This window comes from Yoonia sp. KMU-150, assembly GCF_056858355.1.
This window is the reverse complement of the sequence record NZ_JBXEQF010000001.1, coordinates 476,608-492,209: the sequence shown is the minus strand read 5'-3', so window position 1 is coordinate 492,209 and position 15,602 is coordinate 476,608. Positions and strand designations below refer to the sequence as shown.

The following is a 15,602-nucleotide window of genomic DNA, read 5'->3' as shown; positions in this document are numbered from 1 at the left end:
GAGACAGACCCATGGGCGGTATTCCCCACGACCATTACGAACCGAAGACCGAATTTGAAAAAGGCATGCAAAAGCGCCTGCCGGTGATCGGCCTGCTGTACGACACCCTGATGATCCCCACACCCAAAAACCTGAACTGGATGTGGATCTGGGGCATCGTGCTGACCTTCACGCTGGCGCTGCAGATCATCACCGGCATCGTGCTGGTGATGCACTACACGCCGCACGTCGACATGGCCTTTGCATCCATCGAACATATCATGCGCGACGTGAATGGCGGCCACATGATCCGCTATTTCCACATGAACGGCGCATCGCTGTTTTTCTTCGCGGTGTATCTCCATATTTTCCGCGGCCTTTACTACGGTTCCTACAAAGCCCCGCGTGAGGTGACGTGGATCATCGGCATGTTGATCTACCTGCTGATGATGGGCACCGCCTTCATGGGCTACGTATTGCCCTGGGGGCAGATGTCGTTCCACGGCACGGCGGTGATCACCGGCCTGTTCGGCGCGATTCCCTTCGTCGGCGAAAGCATTCAGACATGGCTGCTGGGTGCCGGTGCCGTGGGTCAGCCCGCGCTAAACCGCTTCTTCTCGCTGCACTATCTGCTGCCCTTCGTGATCGCGGGTCTTGTGATTGTCCATATCTGGGCCTTCCACACGACCGGCAACAACAACCCCACAGGGGTCGAGGTGCGCCGCACCAGCAAGGAAGACGCCGCGAAAGACACATTGCCGTTCTGGCCCTATTTCGTGATCAAGGACCTGTTCGCACTCGCGATCATCCTTGTCGTGTTCATGGCCATCGTCGGCTTTATGCCCAACTACCTGGGTCACCCCGACAACTACATCCCGGCCAACGCGCTGGCGACGCCTGCACACATCGTGCCCGAATGGTACTTCCTGCCATTCTACGCGATCCTGCGTGCCTTCACCGCGGATGTCTGGGTCGTGCAACTGGTCAACTTCATCAGCTTCGGCATCATCGACGCCAAGTTCTTCGGCGTGCTGGCGATGTTCGGCGCGATCGCGGTGATGGCGCTGGCGCCCTGGCTCGATACATCCTCCGTGCGCTCGGGCCGCTATCGCCCGATGTTCAAATGGTGGTTCGCGCTGCTGGTCGTCGACTTCATCCTGCTGATGTGGGTGGGCGCGCGCCCGGCCGAATTCCCCTATGACTGGATTTCGCTGATCGCATCGACCTATTGGTTCGCCTACTTCCTGATCATCCTGCCGCTGCTGGGTGTTCTGGAAAAGCCGATGCAGCCGCCCGCGACGATCGAGGAAGATTTCGACGCGCATTACGCACCCAAAGTCGGTGGCACAAAAACCATCGTGAATCCGGCCGAGTGAGGACGACAAGAATGACGATTTTCCGAAAACTCACACTGGCTGCGGCGCTGGCCTTCACAGCCGGCACCGCCACGGCAGAGTCAGAAATCCATGTCGAGGATTTCGACTTCTCGTTCGAAGGGCCCTTCGGTGCGTTCGACCAGATGCAGCTGCAGCGCGGCCTGCAGATCTACACCGAGATCTGCGCCGCCTGTCACGGGCTGGAGCATGTCGCTTTTCGCAACCTGCATGACGAGGGCGGCCCCGGCCTGCCCGAGGATCAGGTCTTCGCCTACGCGGAATTCTACGAGGTCTTCGACCCCGCGCTGTTCGACGGAGAAGGCGACTTCCGCCCCGCGACCCCGGCAGACAAGTTCCCTGGCTCGAACCTGTCCAACGCGCCCGACCTGTCGCTGATGGCCAAGGCCCGCGCGGGTTTCCACGGCCCCTACGGCACCGGTCTGGCGCAACTCTTCAAGGGCATGGGCGGGGCGGAGTATATCGCGTCGCTGCTCACCGGATATGCCGATCCGCCTGACTGCGCGCCTGATGATTTCGAAGGCTATTACAACACCGCATTCGCCTCCGGTGGCTATCCCGAAAGCTGCAAGGACCACGGCCACAACACCGTGCCCGGCTCCTGGATCGCGATGGCACCGCCGCTTTATGGCGATGACGTCGAATTCGCCGACGGTCACTCCACCGATCTGCACCACGAGGCGGAAGACATCGCCGCCTTCCTGATGTGGACGGCGGAACCCAAGATGATGGCCCGCAAACAGGCCGGCCTGACCGGCGTGATCTTCCTCGCTTTGCTGTCGGTGCTGCTCTACCTGACGAACAAGCGTCTGTGGGCACCCCACAAGCACAAGGATGACGAGGCGTAGATCACGCGTCCCTCAATCGACAAGGCCCGCCAAACAGGCGGGCCTTTTTCTTTGTGACTGCCCGAACCTCATGATCGCTCGCCCAGATACGCGCGCAAGGCTGGCGGCGGATTGGCAAATGTCTCTGCCGTCGTGACAGGCGCATGGGCCACGCCCCCCGCTACCAGCACTACCTGATCCGCCACGTCCAGCGCGTCCTGCGGGTCATGCGTGACCATCACGACGGTCTTGCCCGCCGCGATCAGGACCGACCGCACCAACCCCAGCATCTCCTGTTTCAGCGCGGGGCCGAGCGCCGAAAACGGCTCGTCCAGCAGGACAAGCGGGCGCTCCGCGACCAGCACACGCGCAAGCGCCACCCGGCTTTGTTGCCCACCGGACAGCGCACCGGGCTTGCGATCCGCGAAGCCGGTCAACCCAACCTGCGCCAGCGCCGCCGCCACCGCATCGCGCTCGGTCGCGGTCAGCTTAAGGTCTGGCCGGACACCAAGCCCGATATTCTGCGCCACCGTCATATGCGGAAACAGGTTGTTGTCCTGAAACAGCATCGCCACCGGGCGCTGCCCTGGCGGCAGGCCGTTCAAACGGCTGTCTTGCCACAGCACCGCGCCGGACCGCGGCTCAAGAAATCCCGCCACAGCCGATAGAAACGTGGATTTGCCTCCGCCTGACGGGCCGATCACCGCCGTTACGGTGCCCGCCGCGATGGACAGATCGGCGGTCAGCACGAAATCCCCCTGCGCCAAGGTCACCTTGTCAAACGTCAGCATCCACGCGTCCTCCCCTGTCGCACAGCCAGAACAGCAGCAGGCTCAGCGCGACAAGCAGCAACCCCGCTCCCGCCGCCGCCTCCATTCGGTAGCTGCCCATCAGCCGATACATCTCAAGCGGCAGCGTCGCATTCCGCTCGTCCGCGAACAATGCGATCACGCCAAGGTCGCCCATCGACAGCGCCGCCGCTAGGCCCGCGGCGAACCCAAGCGGGCGGCGGATGCGCGGCAGCACGACCAGCCGCAACCGCGCCCAGCCACCGATCCCCAGATGCGCACTCAACCTTCCGTAATCCGCCCGCACGGCATCGACCGCCGGCGCGATGGACCGCAGCGCAAAAGGCAGCGCCATCGCCGCATTGACCACAGCCGTCACCGGCAGCGCCAGATCGGCGGGTCGCACGAACGGAAAAACAATCAGAAACAGCCCCGTGCCCATCACCAGTGACGAGGCCGCCAGCGGCAACACCCCGATCATCGACACCAGCACACCGCCGCGCAACGCGAGAGCCAGCGCCAGAACCACCGTCAGCAGTGCCGAGGCCAGTGCGACGCAAACCGACCGCACCGCCGCCGTCAGGATCGACGGTGACAATTCCAGCAGCCCCGGCACACCGCGCCACAGGATCATCGCGAGCGGCACCATCAGGAAAACCGCTGCCGCCCCGATCCACACAAAATCCAACACGCGCGACCCGTCCCACCGCTGCACGACCCGGTCCAGCCCCGCGCCGAACCCGTCTACCGCCGTCACCCGCCAGGCCACCAGCGCCGCCCCCGCGCAAATCCCGAACTGCACGCAGGCCAGCAGTGCCGCGCGCCCAAGGTCGAAATCGAACCGCACCGCCTGATAGATCGCCAGCTCCACCGTCGTCGCCCGCGGCCCGCCGCCCAACGTCAGCGCCACGGCAAAGCTGGTCAGGCAGATCAGAAACACCACCAGTAAGGCCCCCGGCACCACCGTTCGCAGCATCGGCCACTCCAGCAACCTCCCGACCGGCGCGTTCAGCGATGCAGCAAGCCGAAACCGCTCTGCCGGAATCGCCAGCCAGCCCTGCAACAGCAGACGCGTCGCCAGCGGCAGGTTGAAGAACACATGCGCCAGCACGACCCCGTGAAACCCGTAGATCGACACCGGCGGCAAGCCGATCAGGCCCAGCGCGTCATTCAGCAATCCGCCCCGGCCAAAGACCGCCAGCAGGCCCAGCACCGCTACGATCACCGGCAACAGGAACGGCGCACCCAGCAAGGTGATCAGCAACGACCGCCCCCGAAACGACTGCCGCGCCAGCGCCCGCGCGACCGGGATCGCCAGACCGACGCTCAGTGCCGCGGACAGCAGTGCCTGCGTCACGGTGAACCGCACCGCAGCCCAGTCCGCCCCGGACAGCCCGCCGCCCCATTCGGCGCGCAGTGCCACCGCGGCCAGTGTCCCAAGCGTCAGAAAGGCGATCAGCGCCCCCGCAATCCATGCAGGGGCGCGCAGGATCATTGCGACAGCGCCGCGCGCCATTCGGCCAGCGCCGTATCGCGCACCGCCGCCGCGTCCTCCGGCGACAGCAGCAGCGCCTTTTCCGGTGCGATCAGCGTGTCGAACCCGTCGGGCAAACCGTCCTCGGGAACGACTGCTGGATACATCCAGTTCGTCGTCGGGATCACCGCCTGAAACGCGTCCGACACCACGAAGGCCATGAATTGATCCGCCAGGTCCGGCACGTCCGTGCCCGCCAGCTTGCCCGCAACCTCGACCTGCATGTAATGGCCCTCCTGAAACGCCCAGGCGGTCTTGCTGTCATCCTCCTCCGCAATCAGGTGATAGGCGGGCGAGGTGGTGTAGGAAAGCACCGCATCGGCCTCGCCTTCCAAGAACAGGCCATAGGCTTCTGACCAGCCCGGCGTAACGGTGACGATATTGTTGGCCAGATCGGACCAGAGCGCCTCTGCCTCGTCGCCGTAAGCCGCCTTTACCCACATCAACAGACCCAGGCCCGGTGTGGATGACCGCGGATCCTGAATGACGATCTGCAAGTCACTGTCCGCCAGTTCACGCAGCGATCCGACCGCAGGGGTATCGCCGTCCGCGACAAAGGCGAAAAAGCCCCAGTCGAAAGGCAGAAAATCCGCGTCGTCCCAGGCGACCGGCAGGTCAAGGTCGGCCTCTACCCCATGCGGGGCAAATAGCCCGGTGTCGCGCGCGGCGGCGGTCAGGTTCGTATCCAGCCCCAGCACCACGTCTGCTTCCGTCCGTGGCCCTTCCAGTTGCAAACGGGCGAGCAACGCCGCCCCGTCGCCCGCGCCTACGAACTCCAAATCGCAACCGCAAACCTCTTCGAACGCCGCTTCCACCGCCGGGCCCGGGCCCCACTCGGTGACGAAGCTGTCGTAGGTCAGCACGGTCAGTTTCGGGGTCTGGGCCGCGGCCATCGTGGCACAGCACATCCCCGTCACAGCCATCAGATAAGTGATGTTTCGCATCGTATCCTCCAAATGCGCCCGAAATAAAACAAATGGCGGATTTGGGGTACGGCGTCATTGCCAAACCTTCCCTCCGCCGGTCTTAACCGGTTCAGGTTCAACGGGTCAGCTTGCGCAATCTCAGCCACATCAGTGGCCCCCCGAGGTAAGGGTTAGGTAGCGCGCCGAACCTGCAGGTGCAAGGGCGTCGCGGCTGGCACCGCGAAACGGGTCATGCAATCATTCCCGAAACCAGTGGCGCAGAAGGACGAAACCGTCATGGCACGACCCGAAACGATCTATCGCTTCGCCGAGAAATCCTGGGAGCCGGTCGTCGAGATCGGGACGGAAAAACTGATTTATGCCGTCCCCGTCGCCTCGGGTCATGTGGATAAGGTGTTCCGGTTCGAAATCTCCGAAACCGAATTCGAGATACTGAAAGCGGATCCGGAGCGCCGTTCTTTCCTGTACGCCCTGCTGCACAGCCGGTATCAGATGCAACCGATGACGACCGACGTGCTTGCGGATCGCCATATCGCACTTGTGCTGTTCGCGCCGCAAGCCGTTGTCGAGCAGGTGTTGACCGCCGAGGATGCCGCAAGCAACGGGGCTGTCTCGAACCTGATCCGCATCTTTCTGGCGCGCGACCAACGCCGGATGCGGGACGGACGCTGGTTCATGGATCAACCGGGCCCATAGCCGATACACAAATGGGTTGATAAATGACTGACCGACCGCCCGGTTTCTGATTCCAAACGCAAAAATGGCCACAGGTTTCGCATGCGAAACCTTTTGCCCCCTGCACCGCGCCGCTTTCCCACCCGCGCAAACTGTCCTATCAGGGGCCGCAAAGAGGGATACCGCGTATGTCGATCAACAGCTTTGGCCATCTGTTCCGCTTCACAACTTGGGGTGAGAGCCACGGCCCCGCGCTCGGCGCCACGGTCGACGGTTGCCCGCCGGGCGTGCCGCTGGAGCCTGCGATGCTGCAACGCTGGCTCGACAAGCGCCGCCCCGGTCTGAACAAGAACACCACCCAGCGACAGGAACCGGATGCTGTCGAAATACTGTCTGGCGTGTTCGAGGGACAGACGACCGGAACGCCGATCCAGTTGATGATCCGCAACACCGATCAGCGGTCCAAGGATTACGGCGACATCGCCAACACCTTCCGCCCCGGTCACGCCGATATCACGTACCACCAGAAATACGGCCTGCGCGATTATCGCGGCGGTGGCCGCTCATCCGCCCGTGAAACCGCATCGCGGGTGGCGGCGGGTGGTGTGGCGCGCGAGGCGATCCAAGCGATTGCGCCCGGCGTGCAAATCCGTGGCTACATGACCCAGATGGGCGCCAAGCAGATCGACCGCGCCAAGATCGACTGGGACCAGATCGACCGGAACGATTTCTTCTGCCCCGATGCTGACGCCGCCGCCGAGTGGAACGATTATCTGGCGTGGCTCCGCAAAGACGATCACAACTCGGTCGGCGCAATCATCGAGGTAGTCGCGCGCGGCGTGCCAGCGGGCATCGGCGCGCCTGTTTACGCGAAGCTCGACACTGATCTGGCCGCTGCGATGATGTCGATCAACGCCGTCAAAGGCGTCGAGATCGGCGAGGGGATGGCCGCCGCCGCCCTTACCGGGCGCGAGAATGCCGACGAGATTTTCATGGGGCCGGATGGGCCGGAATATTCATCCAACCACGCGGGCGGAATCTTGGGCGGGATCAGCACCGGGCAGGACATCGTCGTGCGTTTCGCGGTGAAACCGACGTCGTCCATCCTATCGCCGCGCAAATCCATCCGTATGGATGGCACAGCGACGGAAGTGATCACCAAAGGTCGCCACGATCCCTGCGTCGGCATCCGCGCCGTGCCGGTGGGCGAGGCGATGATGGCCTGTGTGATCCTCGATCATCTGTTGCTGGATCGTGGCCAGACCGGCGGCGTCCGCGGCGGGATCGGCTGATCTACATCCAGTAGTGCGCAGCTCCGTAGTGGGCGAAAACGTTCTTCTCCCATTCCCGGTCGCTGGCCCAATCCTCGCGGCGTTCCGGCGCGTTCTGCAACCGCTCCCTCGTGATGTCAGTGCGGTAACCGCCCGAGTCCTTGTCGTAATGCAGCGCGGACCACGGGATCAGGTGTTCGTCTTCACCAACCCCCATGAAACCGCCGAAAGTCATAACGGCATATGCAACATTGCCGCTGACCTTGTCGATCAGAAGGTGGTCGATCTCGCCCGCCTCCTCGCCGTTCGCGGCGAAAACCTTGGTGCCGTTGATGCGGGTGGATTCGATCAGGTCGTGATTTGTATCAGTGAGCATGTTGTCCTCCATTCGCTTGGGACTATGAGGGATCAACGCGCAACCTGCGGTATTGGTTCGCTAAAGCTGCTTGGACAGCTGTACCGCCAGAATGCCGCCCGCGATGATCGCGACGCCCAGAATATCAAGCGGGCCGATCCGTTCCGACAGGATCGCCGCGGCGACGGCGACGCCCAGAAACGGGTTGAGGAAGTGGAAGGTGGAAGCCTTCACCGCGCCGATCCGCCGCACCAGCATGAACCAGACCCACGTGGCCAGCAGACCGGGCACGAGGGTCGTATAGGCGAAAGCGGCGATCAGTTGCGCGTTCCAGGTGACGTCCCAGGTTTCCAGCGCCAGGGCCGGACCGGTCAGGAACGCCGCGCCGACCAGCATCTGCAAACCGACGATCATCAGCACGTTGCCGCCGGAGGAAGCCCCCATGACGGCCATTGTCGCGGCGGTCAGGGAGAAGACGCCGATCAGGCAAAGCACGAGGCCGAAGACATCGACGCCGCCCTGCAACCGCGCGCCCATGATCAGCGCAACGCCCGCGATCCCCGCGACAAGGCCCAGCATCCCCAGACGGTTCACCCGTCTTCGGAATAAAAGCCAGCCGGACAGTGCCACAAGCAACGGCATGGCGGAGGCAATGATCGCGGCGAGCGAGGCCTGGATCGTCTGCATCGCGACGAAATTCAGGCCGAGATAGAGCGCGTTCTGGCAGATACCAAAGACCAGCACGCCGATCCATTGCTGGCGGGTCAGTTGCATCCGCTGTCCCAGCGCCCAAGCCAGCCCGATGCCGATCAGGCCGGAGACGAAGAACCGCAGGGCGAGTGCCGTCAGGGGCGGCGCGTATTCGACGATGATCCGGGCGGAGGTGAAGGCCGAGGACCACATCAGCGCGAATGCCAGCCCCATGCCGATCGCCTTGATGTCCATGTCCACCTCGCAAAGAAAAAGGGCCGCCCGTCGGGGCGACCCTTTCCTAATCCTGCGACAGGTTCAACGCCTAGTCGTTGACGCTGTCCTTGAGCGCCTTGGCGATGGTCATCTTGACCACCTTGTCGGCATCTTTCTTGATCTGCTCGCCCGTGGCGGGGTTGCGGACCATACGCTCCGGGCGCTCGCGGCAATAGATTTTGCCGACACCGGGAAGGGTGACTGCACCGCCGCCCGAAACTTCGCGCGTGATGATCGCGACGATCCCGTCGAGTGCGCTGCTTGCGCCTTTTTTGTCCATGCCGGTTTCTTCGGCGAGTGCAGTGACAAGCTGCGCTTTCGTCATCGGCTTCGTTGCCATTTTTGTGGTCTCCCTCGTTTATTCACTGCCCAATCCTTGGGGCCTCATACCCGCGTAGTAAACGGCATATGGTAGGTATCCACAACAATTAGTGTATCCAAGGCAAGCAAAAACATGCTGTTTTTAAGGTTTTTCGCCGATTCTATGGTCATGATACCATTCTCATGGGTAATTTGTGACAGAGACGTAATCACAACTCGAAATTTGAACTGGAAAACTAAAGGCCATCAACAGGGTTTTCAGCAAAATTTTGCTAGCACACTAAACCTTATCGCACGAACAGCACAATAATGCATGCTGACCTATTCAAGTTTCCTGCACGTAATGATGCGCTTCAAAAACTGCTACTAGAGTCGCTCTATAGGCTAAAGTGACAAATTCAGCCTACTGCCGATAGGCCCTGTTCACGAAGCAGCGCTAGTGCGTGTACTCAATTGGGGTATTCCCGTGGGATGGCACTGGTGGTTCATTCCTGCAAAAGAGCAGGAGGTTGTCATGGCGCGATACGATCTGAGCGACGAGGAATGGATGATCGTGCATCCGTTACTGCCGAGACCCGGCAAGTGCGGGCTACAGGTGGGCGATCGGCGGGTGGTCAACGGAATACTCCATGTGCTTCGCACCGGTGCGCCCTGGCGCGATCTGCCGGAGCGCTACGGCCTCTACATGACCGTCTACAATCGGTTCAATCGCTGGGCCGAACGCGGTATCTGGCTGAAGACATTCGAAGAACCGGCACGGCGGTCGCCGCATTCCCTGCACCTGATCGGTAGTTCTATCGTCCGAGCCCACCAACACGCCGCAGGCGGAAAAGTGGGGACGGATAACGCCATCGGCCGCTCTCGTGGCGGATTGAGCACCAAGGTCCACGCCGTCGTCGATCAGGATGGTATACCGGTCAAGCTGTTGATCCCCCCCGGACAAGCCTCCGACAAAACCGCTGCACCGCTCCTGCTGAACGCCTTGCTATCCGGCACCGTCATATCTGACAGGGGTTACGACAGCCGCGCCTTGGTCGAGTTGGTGCGCGACCGCGGTGGCGAGGCGCACATCCCGACGCAAAGCCGGGTGCGACTCCAGCGCAGCGTTCCAGCCGATCTCTATCGTCAACGCAACCTCGTGGAACGCTTCTTGTGCAATCTCAAACAGGTCCGCCGCATTGCCAAATGCTTCGAGAAACACGCCGCCACTTTCATCGCCGCCGTCGCCCTCGCATCCTCAAGACTGTGGCTGCGTGCTATCGAATCCACGCCCTAGTCGTCGACGTCGTCGAGCTTGTCCAGCCCCAGCGCGCGCAGGGTCGCGGCCGGAAAATCCGGGTCCTCGCGCAACCGTCGCATGGAAAAATCGGGCTCCAGCTTGCGCAACGCGGTCAGGGCCGTACGCGCACCCGCCCTGTCTCCGCGATAAAGCCGCAGCGCATACAGGTGCCGCAGCGGCGGGCGCGAGGTCGGTGCCAGCAGCGACGCCTGATAGGAAGCCTCCGTCGCCGCATCGAAATTGCCCATCGTCATGGCCGCCACGCAGAACCGCATCAGCGCGAATACCTGCAAAGACGTGTTCTGCAGCTGGCGCTTCGCGCGGCTCGCCGCCTCCAGCGCCGCCGCCCCCTGCCCGCGCCGCAACTCCAGCGCGCCCAGGCTGGCATAGGCGTAACCGGTCCCCGGATTGGCCTGCAGTGCCTTGTTGGCGTATGACAGCGCCGCATGCGGATCGGTAAAGACCAGGTCCTGTACGTCCGCGATAAAGGCGAGCGCCAGCGGGTTGCCGCCGTCCTGTCGCAACGCCTCCGCGATCAGATGATCGGCCTCCTGCTGCAGGGTCGCGGCGTCGTGGTCATCGCTTTCCAGCGCCAGAAACGCCTTGGCCAGTGCCCGCAAGGCAGGGCGCGGGGCAAAGGCATCCAGCGCCTGTGCCTGTTCCAGCAGCCAGTCGGCCTGACGCAGACGCGCGGGGTCGAAACTGAACACATCGCCAAGCGCCTTGGCGGCCATCGCGTTTGCCCGCTCCGCCGCACTCCCCCCGCCATCCAGCGCCGCGTGCGCCTCGGTCGCTTCCAGCGCCAGCGACGCCGCGACATCCACCGCTTCCAGATCGTCGTTGGCATCGAAGCTGACCCGCCGGGTCCAGATCTGGCGGCCCGCGGGTTCCAGCGTCAGCCGCGCCAGCACCAGCATCCGGTCGCCCTGCCGGGTGACCCGCACCGTGCAGCGTGACCCCGGTGCCATCACGCTTTGCGTCAGCGCGCCGTCGAGCACGACAACCTCGGTCCGGGCGTGTTCCACAGCGGTCTGCGCAAGCTGGGTGCAGATCGCCTCGGCGATGAAACTGTCCAGTCCCTCGCTCATGCCCCGCGGGTCCGCATAAAGACGTGGGAGGTCCATCAGAACGCCCGGGTTTCGGATCAGCGTCGGGCCGCTCAGCTCCGGCACGGCACCCGTTTCGCGTTCACGCCGGTCCTCCAGAGCCGTCCGCTCCTGCCGCAACCAGTCCTCGAATTCCTCCGATCGCAGATCAAGTCCGTCGAAGAGCGCGCCGCCCGCCGCCAGCTTGGCAAAGGCCTCCTGCGGTGCGTCGAACAGATCGACCGCCACCCGGTGCGGATCGAGCGACAGGTCGGTGCGCCCGGAGACCAGAATATCGTCGTGCGGCCTCAACGCCCTGCGGATCACCCCAAGCACCTGCCGCAAACTGCCCGACGCCTGCTTGCCGTCCCGGTCGGGCCACAGGAGCGCCTCGAGTTTGCGGCGGGCCACGGTCATGCGCGGCGACAGCAGGATCACGGCGAGCACCGCGCGCGGCAACGCTCCGGGCGGTGTCAGATGACGCCCGTCAGGCGCGGTCAGGTGCAAAACACCCACCGTTTCGATCACAACCTTGTCAGATGCCACGTGGTCCCCGTCCCTGCCGGACAGTCAGGCGGAAACGAGACGTGTTGTCAAACGCTGACCCCGGCACGCGCCGAATTTTCAGGCCAGCCGCGCCTTTTCGCGGCGATAGGGTGCGGGAATGCGCCCGGCCCCCAGCACCGGTGCAAGCCCTGTGCTGAACCCCGTCGGGTGCACGCCATCGGCCTCTGCCTGTGTGGCCATCCCGACCAACCGATCCACATCGGTGCCGGTCTGGGCCGGGTCCATCAGGCTCTGCACAAGCGCGCGGGCTGCCTGTGACGCGGCAAAGCTGGTGCCCTGCATCGCCGCGACAGAACCCTCCGCCGCCCCCGCCGCCAGTATTCCGAAATGCACCGTGCCGTCATCGGTGGGAAACGCCGCCGTGGGGGTCGATGCGCGGCCCGCATTGCCCAGATTGGCCACCGTCGTGCCGTCCGGGCCGTTCTCTGCCGCACCGCGCCCGGTGGCCGAATAGGGCGCGGGACGCCCGTCCGACTGCCGGTAACCGCCTACCCTGACCACCTGATCATGCGCGGCAGAGGCGTTCATCGTCCCATGCCGCCGCACCGCAGAACCCGACTGTGTATCCAGGTTGTCGACGTTGCCGCCCGCATCCGGCGGAAAGCTGTAGCTGTCCAGCAAACGCCCATCCGGCCCATGCCGCACATAGGTCGCATCGTCGAAATAGGATCGCAGATTGACACCCCCTTCGCCGCCGTTGACCTGATCGGTCTGCACCGAAAGCGCGCATTGCAGCGTGGCACCGCCCCGGTTCTGCAGCGCGATCCGCCAGGTGCCGTGCGGCGCGATACCCGCTTTGCCGGTCGGATCATGGGTGGGCGCCACGCAGAATGTATAGCACAGCTTTTTCGCGGCCTGCCCGTCGCCCGCTGCCGGATCGGACGGCAGCGACTTATGCAGCGCATAAATGCGCGCCACGGTCGCGCCGTCACTGTCCAGCAGGTCCCGGACATGGTCCTGCCCGTCGTGCGGCGGGTCGGTCGGCGCGCTGCTGACGAAGGGCGGCGTAAGGTCGATGGCCAGCGGCGGCGCATCCGCATCGTCGACCCAAAGTTCGGTGAAATTCGATGACTGGTCCTGCGGCAGAATCCGCCAATCCAGTGTCTCGGTCGCCCCCGAAACAGGCTCTAAAAAGGCGTTGCAGCGCATCAGGTTGTCATTGCCCGATGGCATTGTGAAGGAGACCGGCGGCCGTCCCGCCGCCGCGCGCGCCGCGTGGAACCGTGCGAGTTCTGCCGGAAACAGGTCCAGCGCGTCCTTCGAACCGGCTTGCCTGCCGAACGACATATTGATCACGATGGCAAAGCCACGCTGCCCGTCGGCGTTGCTGTGATCGCCGTCAGGGTGCTGCTTGTCCCAGATCGCATCGGCCAGATCGACGATCCGCTGGATGCCATGGAACATGAAATTGTCCAGATAGGTGCCCGATGCACCGAACGTGCGGCTCGACGGTGCATTCACCGCGATGATGCGCACCCGCTCTGCGACAGGGTCGTCCGGTTCCGCCCCCGCGACGACATCCAGCACATGCGACCCGTGCGACACGCGCCGCGCCGCGAACCGCTGCCCCAGTCGTTCGGTCATATGGGTCACACCGGTGGTCCGGTTCAGCGCCGCCTCGTCCAGCAGCCCGCGGCGGTTGCCGTTGCTGCTGGCCCTGATCATCCGGTTGATGTCGCGGGCATAGAATTCACATCCGAACGGCAGATAGTCGTGCCCGCTCAGCGTCCAGTCACCCATCATCTGCCATGCCGCGAGGATGCGGGTCTTGCCGTTGGCCAACCGCGTGCGCCGGTGACCCAGCGGCATGCCGACGTCGATGACACCCGCGATGATCGTGTCGTCGGGGATTTTCAGGCTCCCGTCCGCGCGTATCCCGCCGGGAAGACTGTTCTCCGGCGGCAGGCCGGGCAAAGGCAGATCGGGGCCCACATGGGTCCCGTTTCGCGCAAACGCGGGGATTGGCAGCGGGTCGGTCAGCCCGTCGAAGGCAAAACCCGGCGCGGTGCCCTGTGGCTGCACAAGTGTCAGCCCCTCGCCCGCCTCACTGTCGATCCGGTCCTCGCCGGGGCCGTTGCGCGACCAGTCGATGTAGATCGACCCGCCCCCATAGGGACGCCACCCGCTCCATGTCAGGCTCATACCATCGCCCCGGCATCCGCGCGCCACTCCGCGACGGCCTCGGCCCACAGGCCTGCAAACAGCGGCATCCGCGCCCCGGGATAGGTCGATGTCGCCCCGCCCTGCCCCAGATTGGCGCGCATCCATTGCAGCGAATAATCCTCCGTATCGGGGAACGTACCTGCACCGAAGTCCTGCTTCGGCGTCTCCACCCCTTCGGCCAGATTGGCGATCGCTTCGGCCATGACGCTGCCCACGATCGCGCCTGCGGCGGAATCCACCGGGAAGTGCACGCCCGCCACCGTCCGGTTGACGGCCACACGGTGCGCCGCCCGGAACAGCATCGGCATCTCGTCCGTGGCCATCGCCGTGGCAAGGCTTTCGCCGGTCTGCAACCGGTGCAGCACCGTCGCCAGTGCCGTGATCTCCATCGCGTGGCCGGACGGAAAACTGGAGTGATCCGGCGTCGGGATGACCGGCTGTACCTGCGGCGCATAGTCGATGGGCCGCGCCATCCAGCAGTAGTGCTTGATCTGCATCTCCTGCTGCATCACCACATCATGCACCGCCGACAACACATGCAGTGTCTTTTCATAGCGAAACGGGTTCAGCGGCACGACACTGCCCAGAAATGACAGGATGTCGTCGGTCTGCACGACGATCTCCGCGATCCGGTCCGCCCGCAGGTCCGCATAGCCGCGCACATGCGCCATCTGTTTCGCGATGTCGATATCGGGGCGGGTCACGGTCGACAGCGGATCACTCGCAACCGACACCGTCGCCCCCGCGCCACCGGCATCCGCCACGCTGAAATTCGCCGCGACCTCGTTGACGTAGATCTGCTGCCGCCGCCCGTCGGACAGATAGGTAAGCCGGTCAAGGTCGGCAGGCGCCGCGATGGTGTCGTAGCTGGCGTTCTGCAGATCCCAATAACCCGTCGTGGCATCGCGCGCCGCGGCCAGTGCTGCGGCCATCAATGGCGACGCGGCGCCTGCCGCGCGAAACCCCCCGTGCGTTCCACCGTGGGTGCCGCCATGCGTTCCCCCGTGTGTCCCGCCGTGGGTTCCGCCATGCGTGCCTCCATGGGTGCCGCCATGTGTCCCGCCGTGTGTTCCGCCCGCCAATGCCATGCCGCATACCCCTCGTGTGAAATCTCTTGAACGCCGACCGCCCAACGCGCCCGGTCACGTTAACCCTTGCAAACGCCCCGTGAGCGTAGCGCAAGTCTAGCGTGAGATAACAGCACACCGATCCGAGAAGCCTTTGAAACCGCTTAGGTGGCAGTTGACACGGACCACTCGCGCTCTGGTTTTACCGCGCGCAAAACGGCCTCGACCTGTGTGTGCAACACACGGTTTTCTCTCGCGGTCCTCACCCGAACCTCACGCAAGCCTCACGCTGTGTGTCTTAACCTTACGTCATGTCTTGCGGGACATGGCCGTTCACGCGGCCCCCCTGAAATTCGGTCAGGGGCAGTCCTGCACGACCAGAGCGTATTTTAGACGTTTATTTCA

At 63.9% G+C, this 15,602-nt stretch carries 14 protein-coding genes and 1 riboswitch; of the genes, 5 read left to right on the top strand and 9 right to left on the bottom strand.

Annotated features, from left to right (window positions below; all coding sequences use genetic code 11):
• Positions 1–11 precede the first annotated feature (11 nt).
• A complete protein-coding gene (locus tag AC04PH_RS02065; protein ID WP_483064083.1) occupies positions 12–1,355 on the top strand; it encodes a cytochrome b in 1,344 nt (447 codons plus the stop codon).
• A gap of 11 nt (positions 1,356–1,366) precedes the next feature.
• Positions 1,367–2,221 carry a cytochrome c1 gene (locus tag AC04PH_RS02060; RefSeq protein WP_483064082.1) on the top strand — a complete coding sequence of 285 codons (855 nt, stop codon included), beginning with the start codon at positions 1,367–1,369 and terminating at the stop codon, positions 2,219–2,221.
• A 68-nt stretch (positions 2,222–2,289) separates the two neighbouring features.
• On the opposite strand, the gene AC04PH_RS02055 is transcribed toward AC04PH_RS02060, so the two are convergent.
• The 3 genes from AC04PH_RS02055 to thiB are packed head-to-tail and all read right to left on the bottom strand — an operon-like array spanning position 2,290 to position 5,466.
• Entirely contained in the window at positions 2,290–2,991 is a 702-nt protein-coding gene (locus AC04PH_RS02055) for a thiamine ABC transporter ATP-binding protein (RefSeq protein ID WP_483064081.1), read from the bottom strand.
• Positions 2,978–4,504, bottom strand: a complete 1,527-nt coding sequence (locus AC04PH_RS02050; RefSeq protein ID WP_483064080.1) for a thiamine/thiamine pyrophosphate ABC transporter permease ThiP — start codon at positions 4,502–4,504, stop codon at positions 2,978–2,980. Before AC04PH_RS02050 ends, AC04PH_RS02055 begins: the two co-directional genes overlap by 14 nt.
• The gene (gene thiB, locus AC04PH_RS02045; RefSeq protein ID WP_483064079.1) at positions 4,480–5,466 is read right to left on the bottom strand and encodes a thiamine ABC transporter substrate binding subunit; all 987 of its coding nucleotides are present in this window, start codon (positions 5,464–5,466) and stop codon (positions 4,480–4,482) included. The genes AC04PH_RS02050 and thiB overlap by 25 nt, the downstream gene beginning before the upstream one ends.
• Before the next feature lie 51 nt (positions 5,467–5,517).
• A riboswitch (TPP riboswitch) is annotated at positions 5,518–5,619 on the bottom strand.
• Positions 5,620–5,724: 105 nt separating this feature from the next.
• Between thiB and AC04PH_RS02040 the strand changes: the two genes are divergently transcribed.
• Complete coding sequence (locus AC04PH_RS02040) at positions 5,725–6,144, top strand: hypothetical protein (protein ID WP_483064078.1); 420 nt, start codon at positions 5,725–5,727, stop codon at positions 6,142–6,144.
• A 167-nt stretch (positions 6,145–6,311) separates the two neighbouring features.
• Complete coding sequence (gene aroC / locus AC04PH_RS02035) at positions 6,312–7,415, top strand: chorismate synthase (protein ID WP_483064077.1); 1,104 nt, start codon at positions 6,312–6,314, stop codon at positions 7,413–7,415.
• Between the two features lies 1 nt (position 7,416).
• Here the strand turns inward: aroC and AC04PH_RS02030 are convergent, their stop codons facing one another.
• From AC04PH_RS02030 to AC04PH_RS02020, 3 genes are all read right to left on the bottom strand, one after another.
• Entirely contained in the window at positions 7,417–7,770 is a 354-nt protein-coding gene (locus AC04PH_RS02030; protein WP_483064076.1) for a PRC-barrel domain-containing protein, read from the bottom strand.
• Positions 7,771–7,830: 60 nt separating this feature from the next.
• Entirely contained in the window at positions 7,831–8,694 is an 864-nt protein-coding gene (locus AC04PH_RS02025) for a DMT family transporter (RefSeq protein ID WP_483064075.1), read from the bottom strand.
• A 70-nt stretch (positions 8,695–8,764) separates the two neighbouring features.
• Positions 8,765–9,055: an HU family DNA-binding protein gene (locus AC04PH_RS02020; RefSeq protein ID WP_483064074.1), complete on the bottom strand. Its 291-nt coding sequence runs from the start codon at positions 9,053–9,055 to the stop codon at positions 8,765–8,767.
• A gap of 495 nt (positions 9,056–9,550) precedes the next feature.
• On the opposite strand from AC04PH_RS02020, the gene AC04PH_RS02015 reads away from it, so the two are divergent.
• Complete coding sequence (locus AC04PH_RS02015) at positions 9,551–10,312, top strand: IS5 family transposase (RefSeq protein WP_483064073.1); 762 nt, start codon at positions 9,551–9,553, stop codon at positions 10,310–10,312.
• Here AC04PH_RS02015 and AC04PH_RS02010 read toward each other — a convergent pair.
• The 3 genes from AC04PH_RS02010 to AC04PH_RS02000 all read right to left on the bottom strand — a co-directional run bounded on the left by AC04PH_RS02010 (position 10,309) and on the right by AC04PH_RS02000 (position 15,218).
• Positions 10,309–11,946, bottom strand: a complete 1,638-nt coding sequence (locus AC04PH_RS02010; protein ID WP_483064072.1) for an AfsR/SARP family transcriptional regulator — start codon at positions 11,944–11,946, stop codon at positions 10,309–10,311. The two genes, AC04PH_RS02015 and AC04PH_RS02010, sit on opposite strands and share 4 nt — an antisense overlap.
• 78 nt (positions 11,947–12,024) lie before the next feature.
• Complete coding sequence (locus tag AC04PH_RS02005) at positions 12,025–14,109, bottom strand: S8/S53 family peptidase (protein WP_483064071.1); 2,085 nt, start codon at positions 14,107–14,109, stop codon at positions 12,025–12,027.
• Entirely contained in the window at positions 14,106–15,218 is a 1,113-nt protein-coding gene (locus tag AC04PH_RS02000; RefSeq protein WP_483064070.1) for a phosphatase PAP2 family protein, read from the bottom strand. Before AC04PH_RS02000 ends, AC04PH_RS02005 begins: the two co-directional genes overlap by 4 nt.
• Positions 15,219–15,602 lie beyond the last annotated feature (384 nt).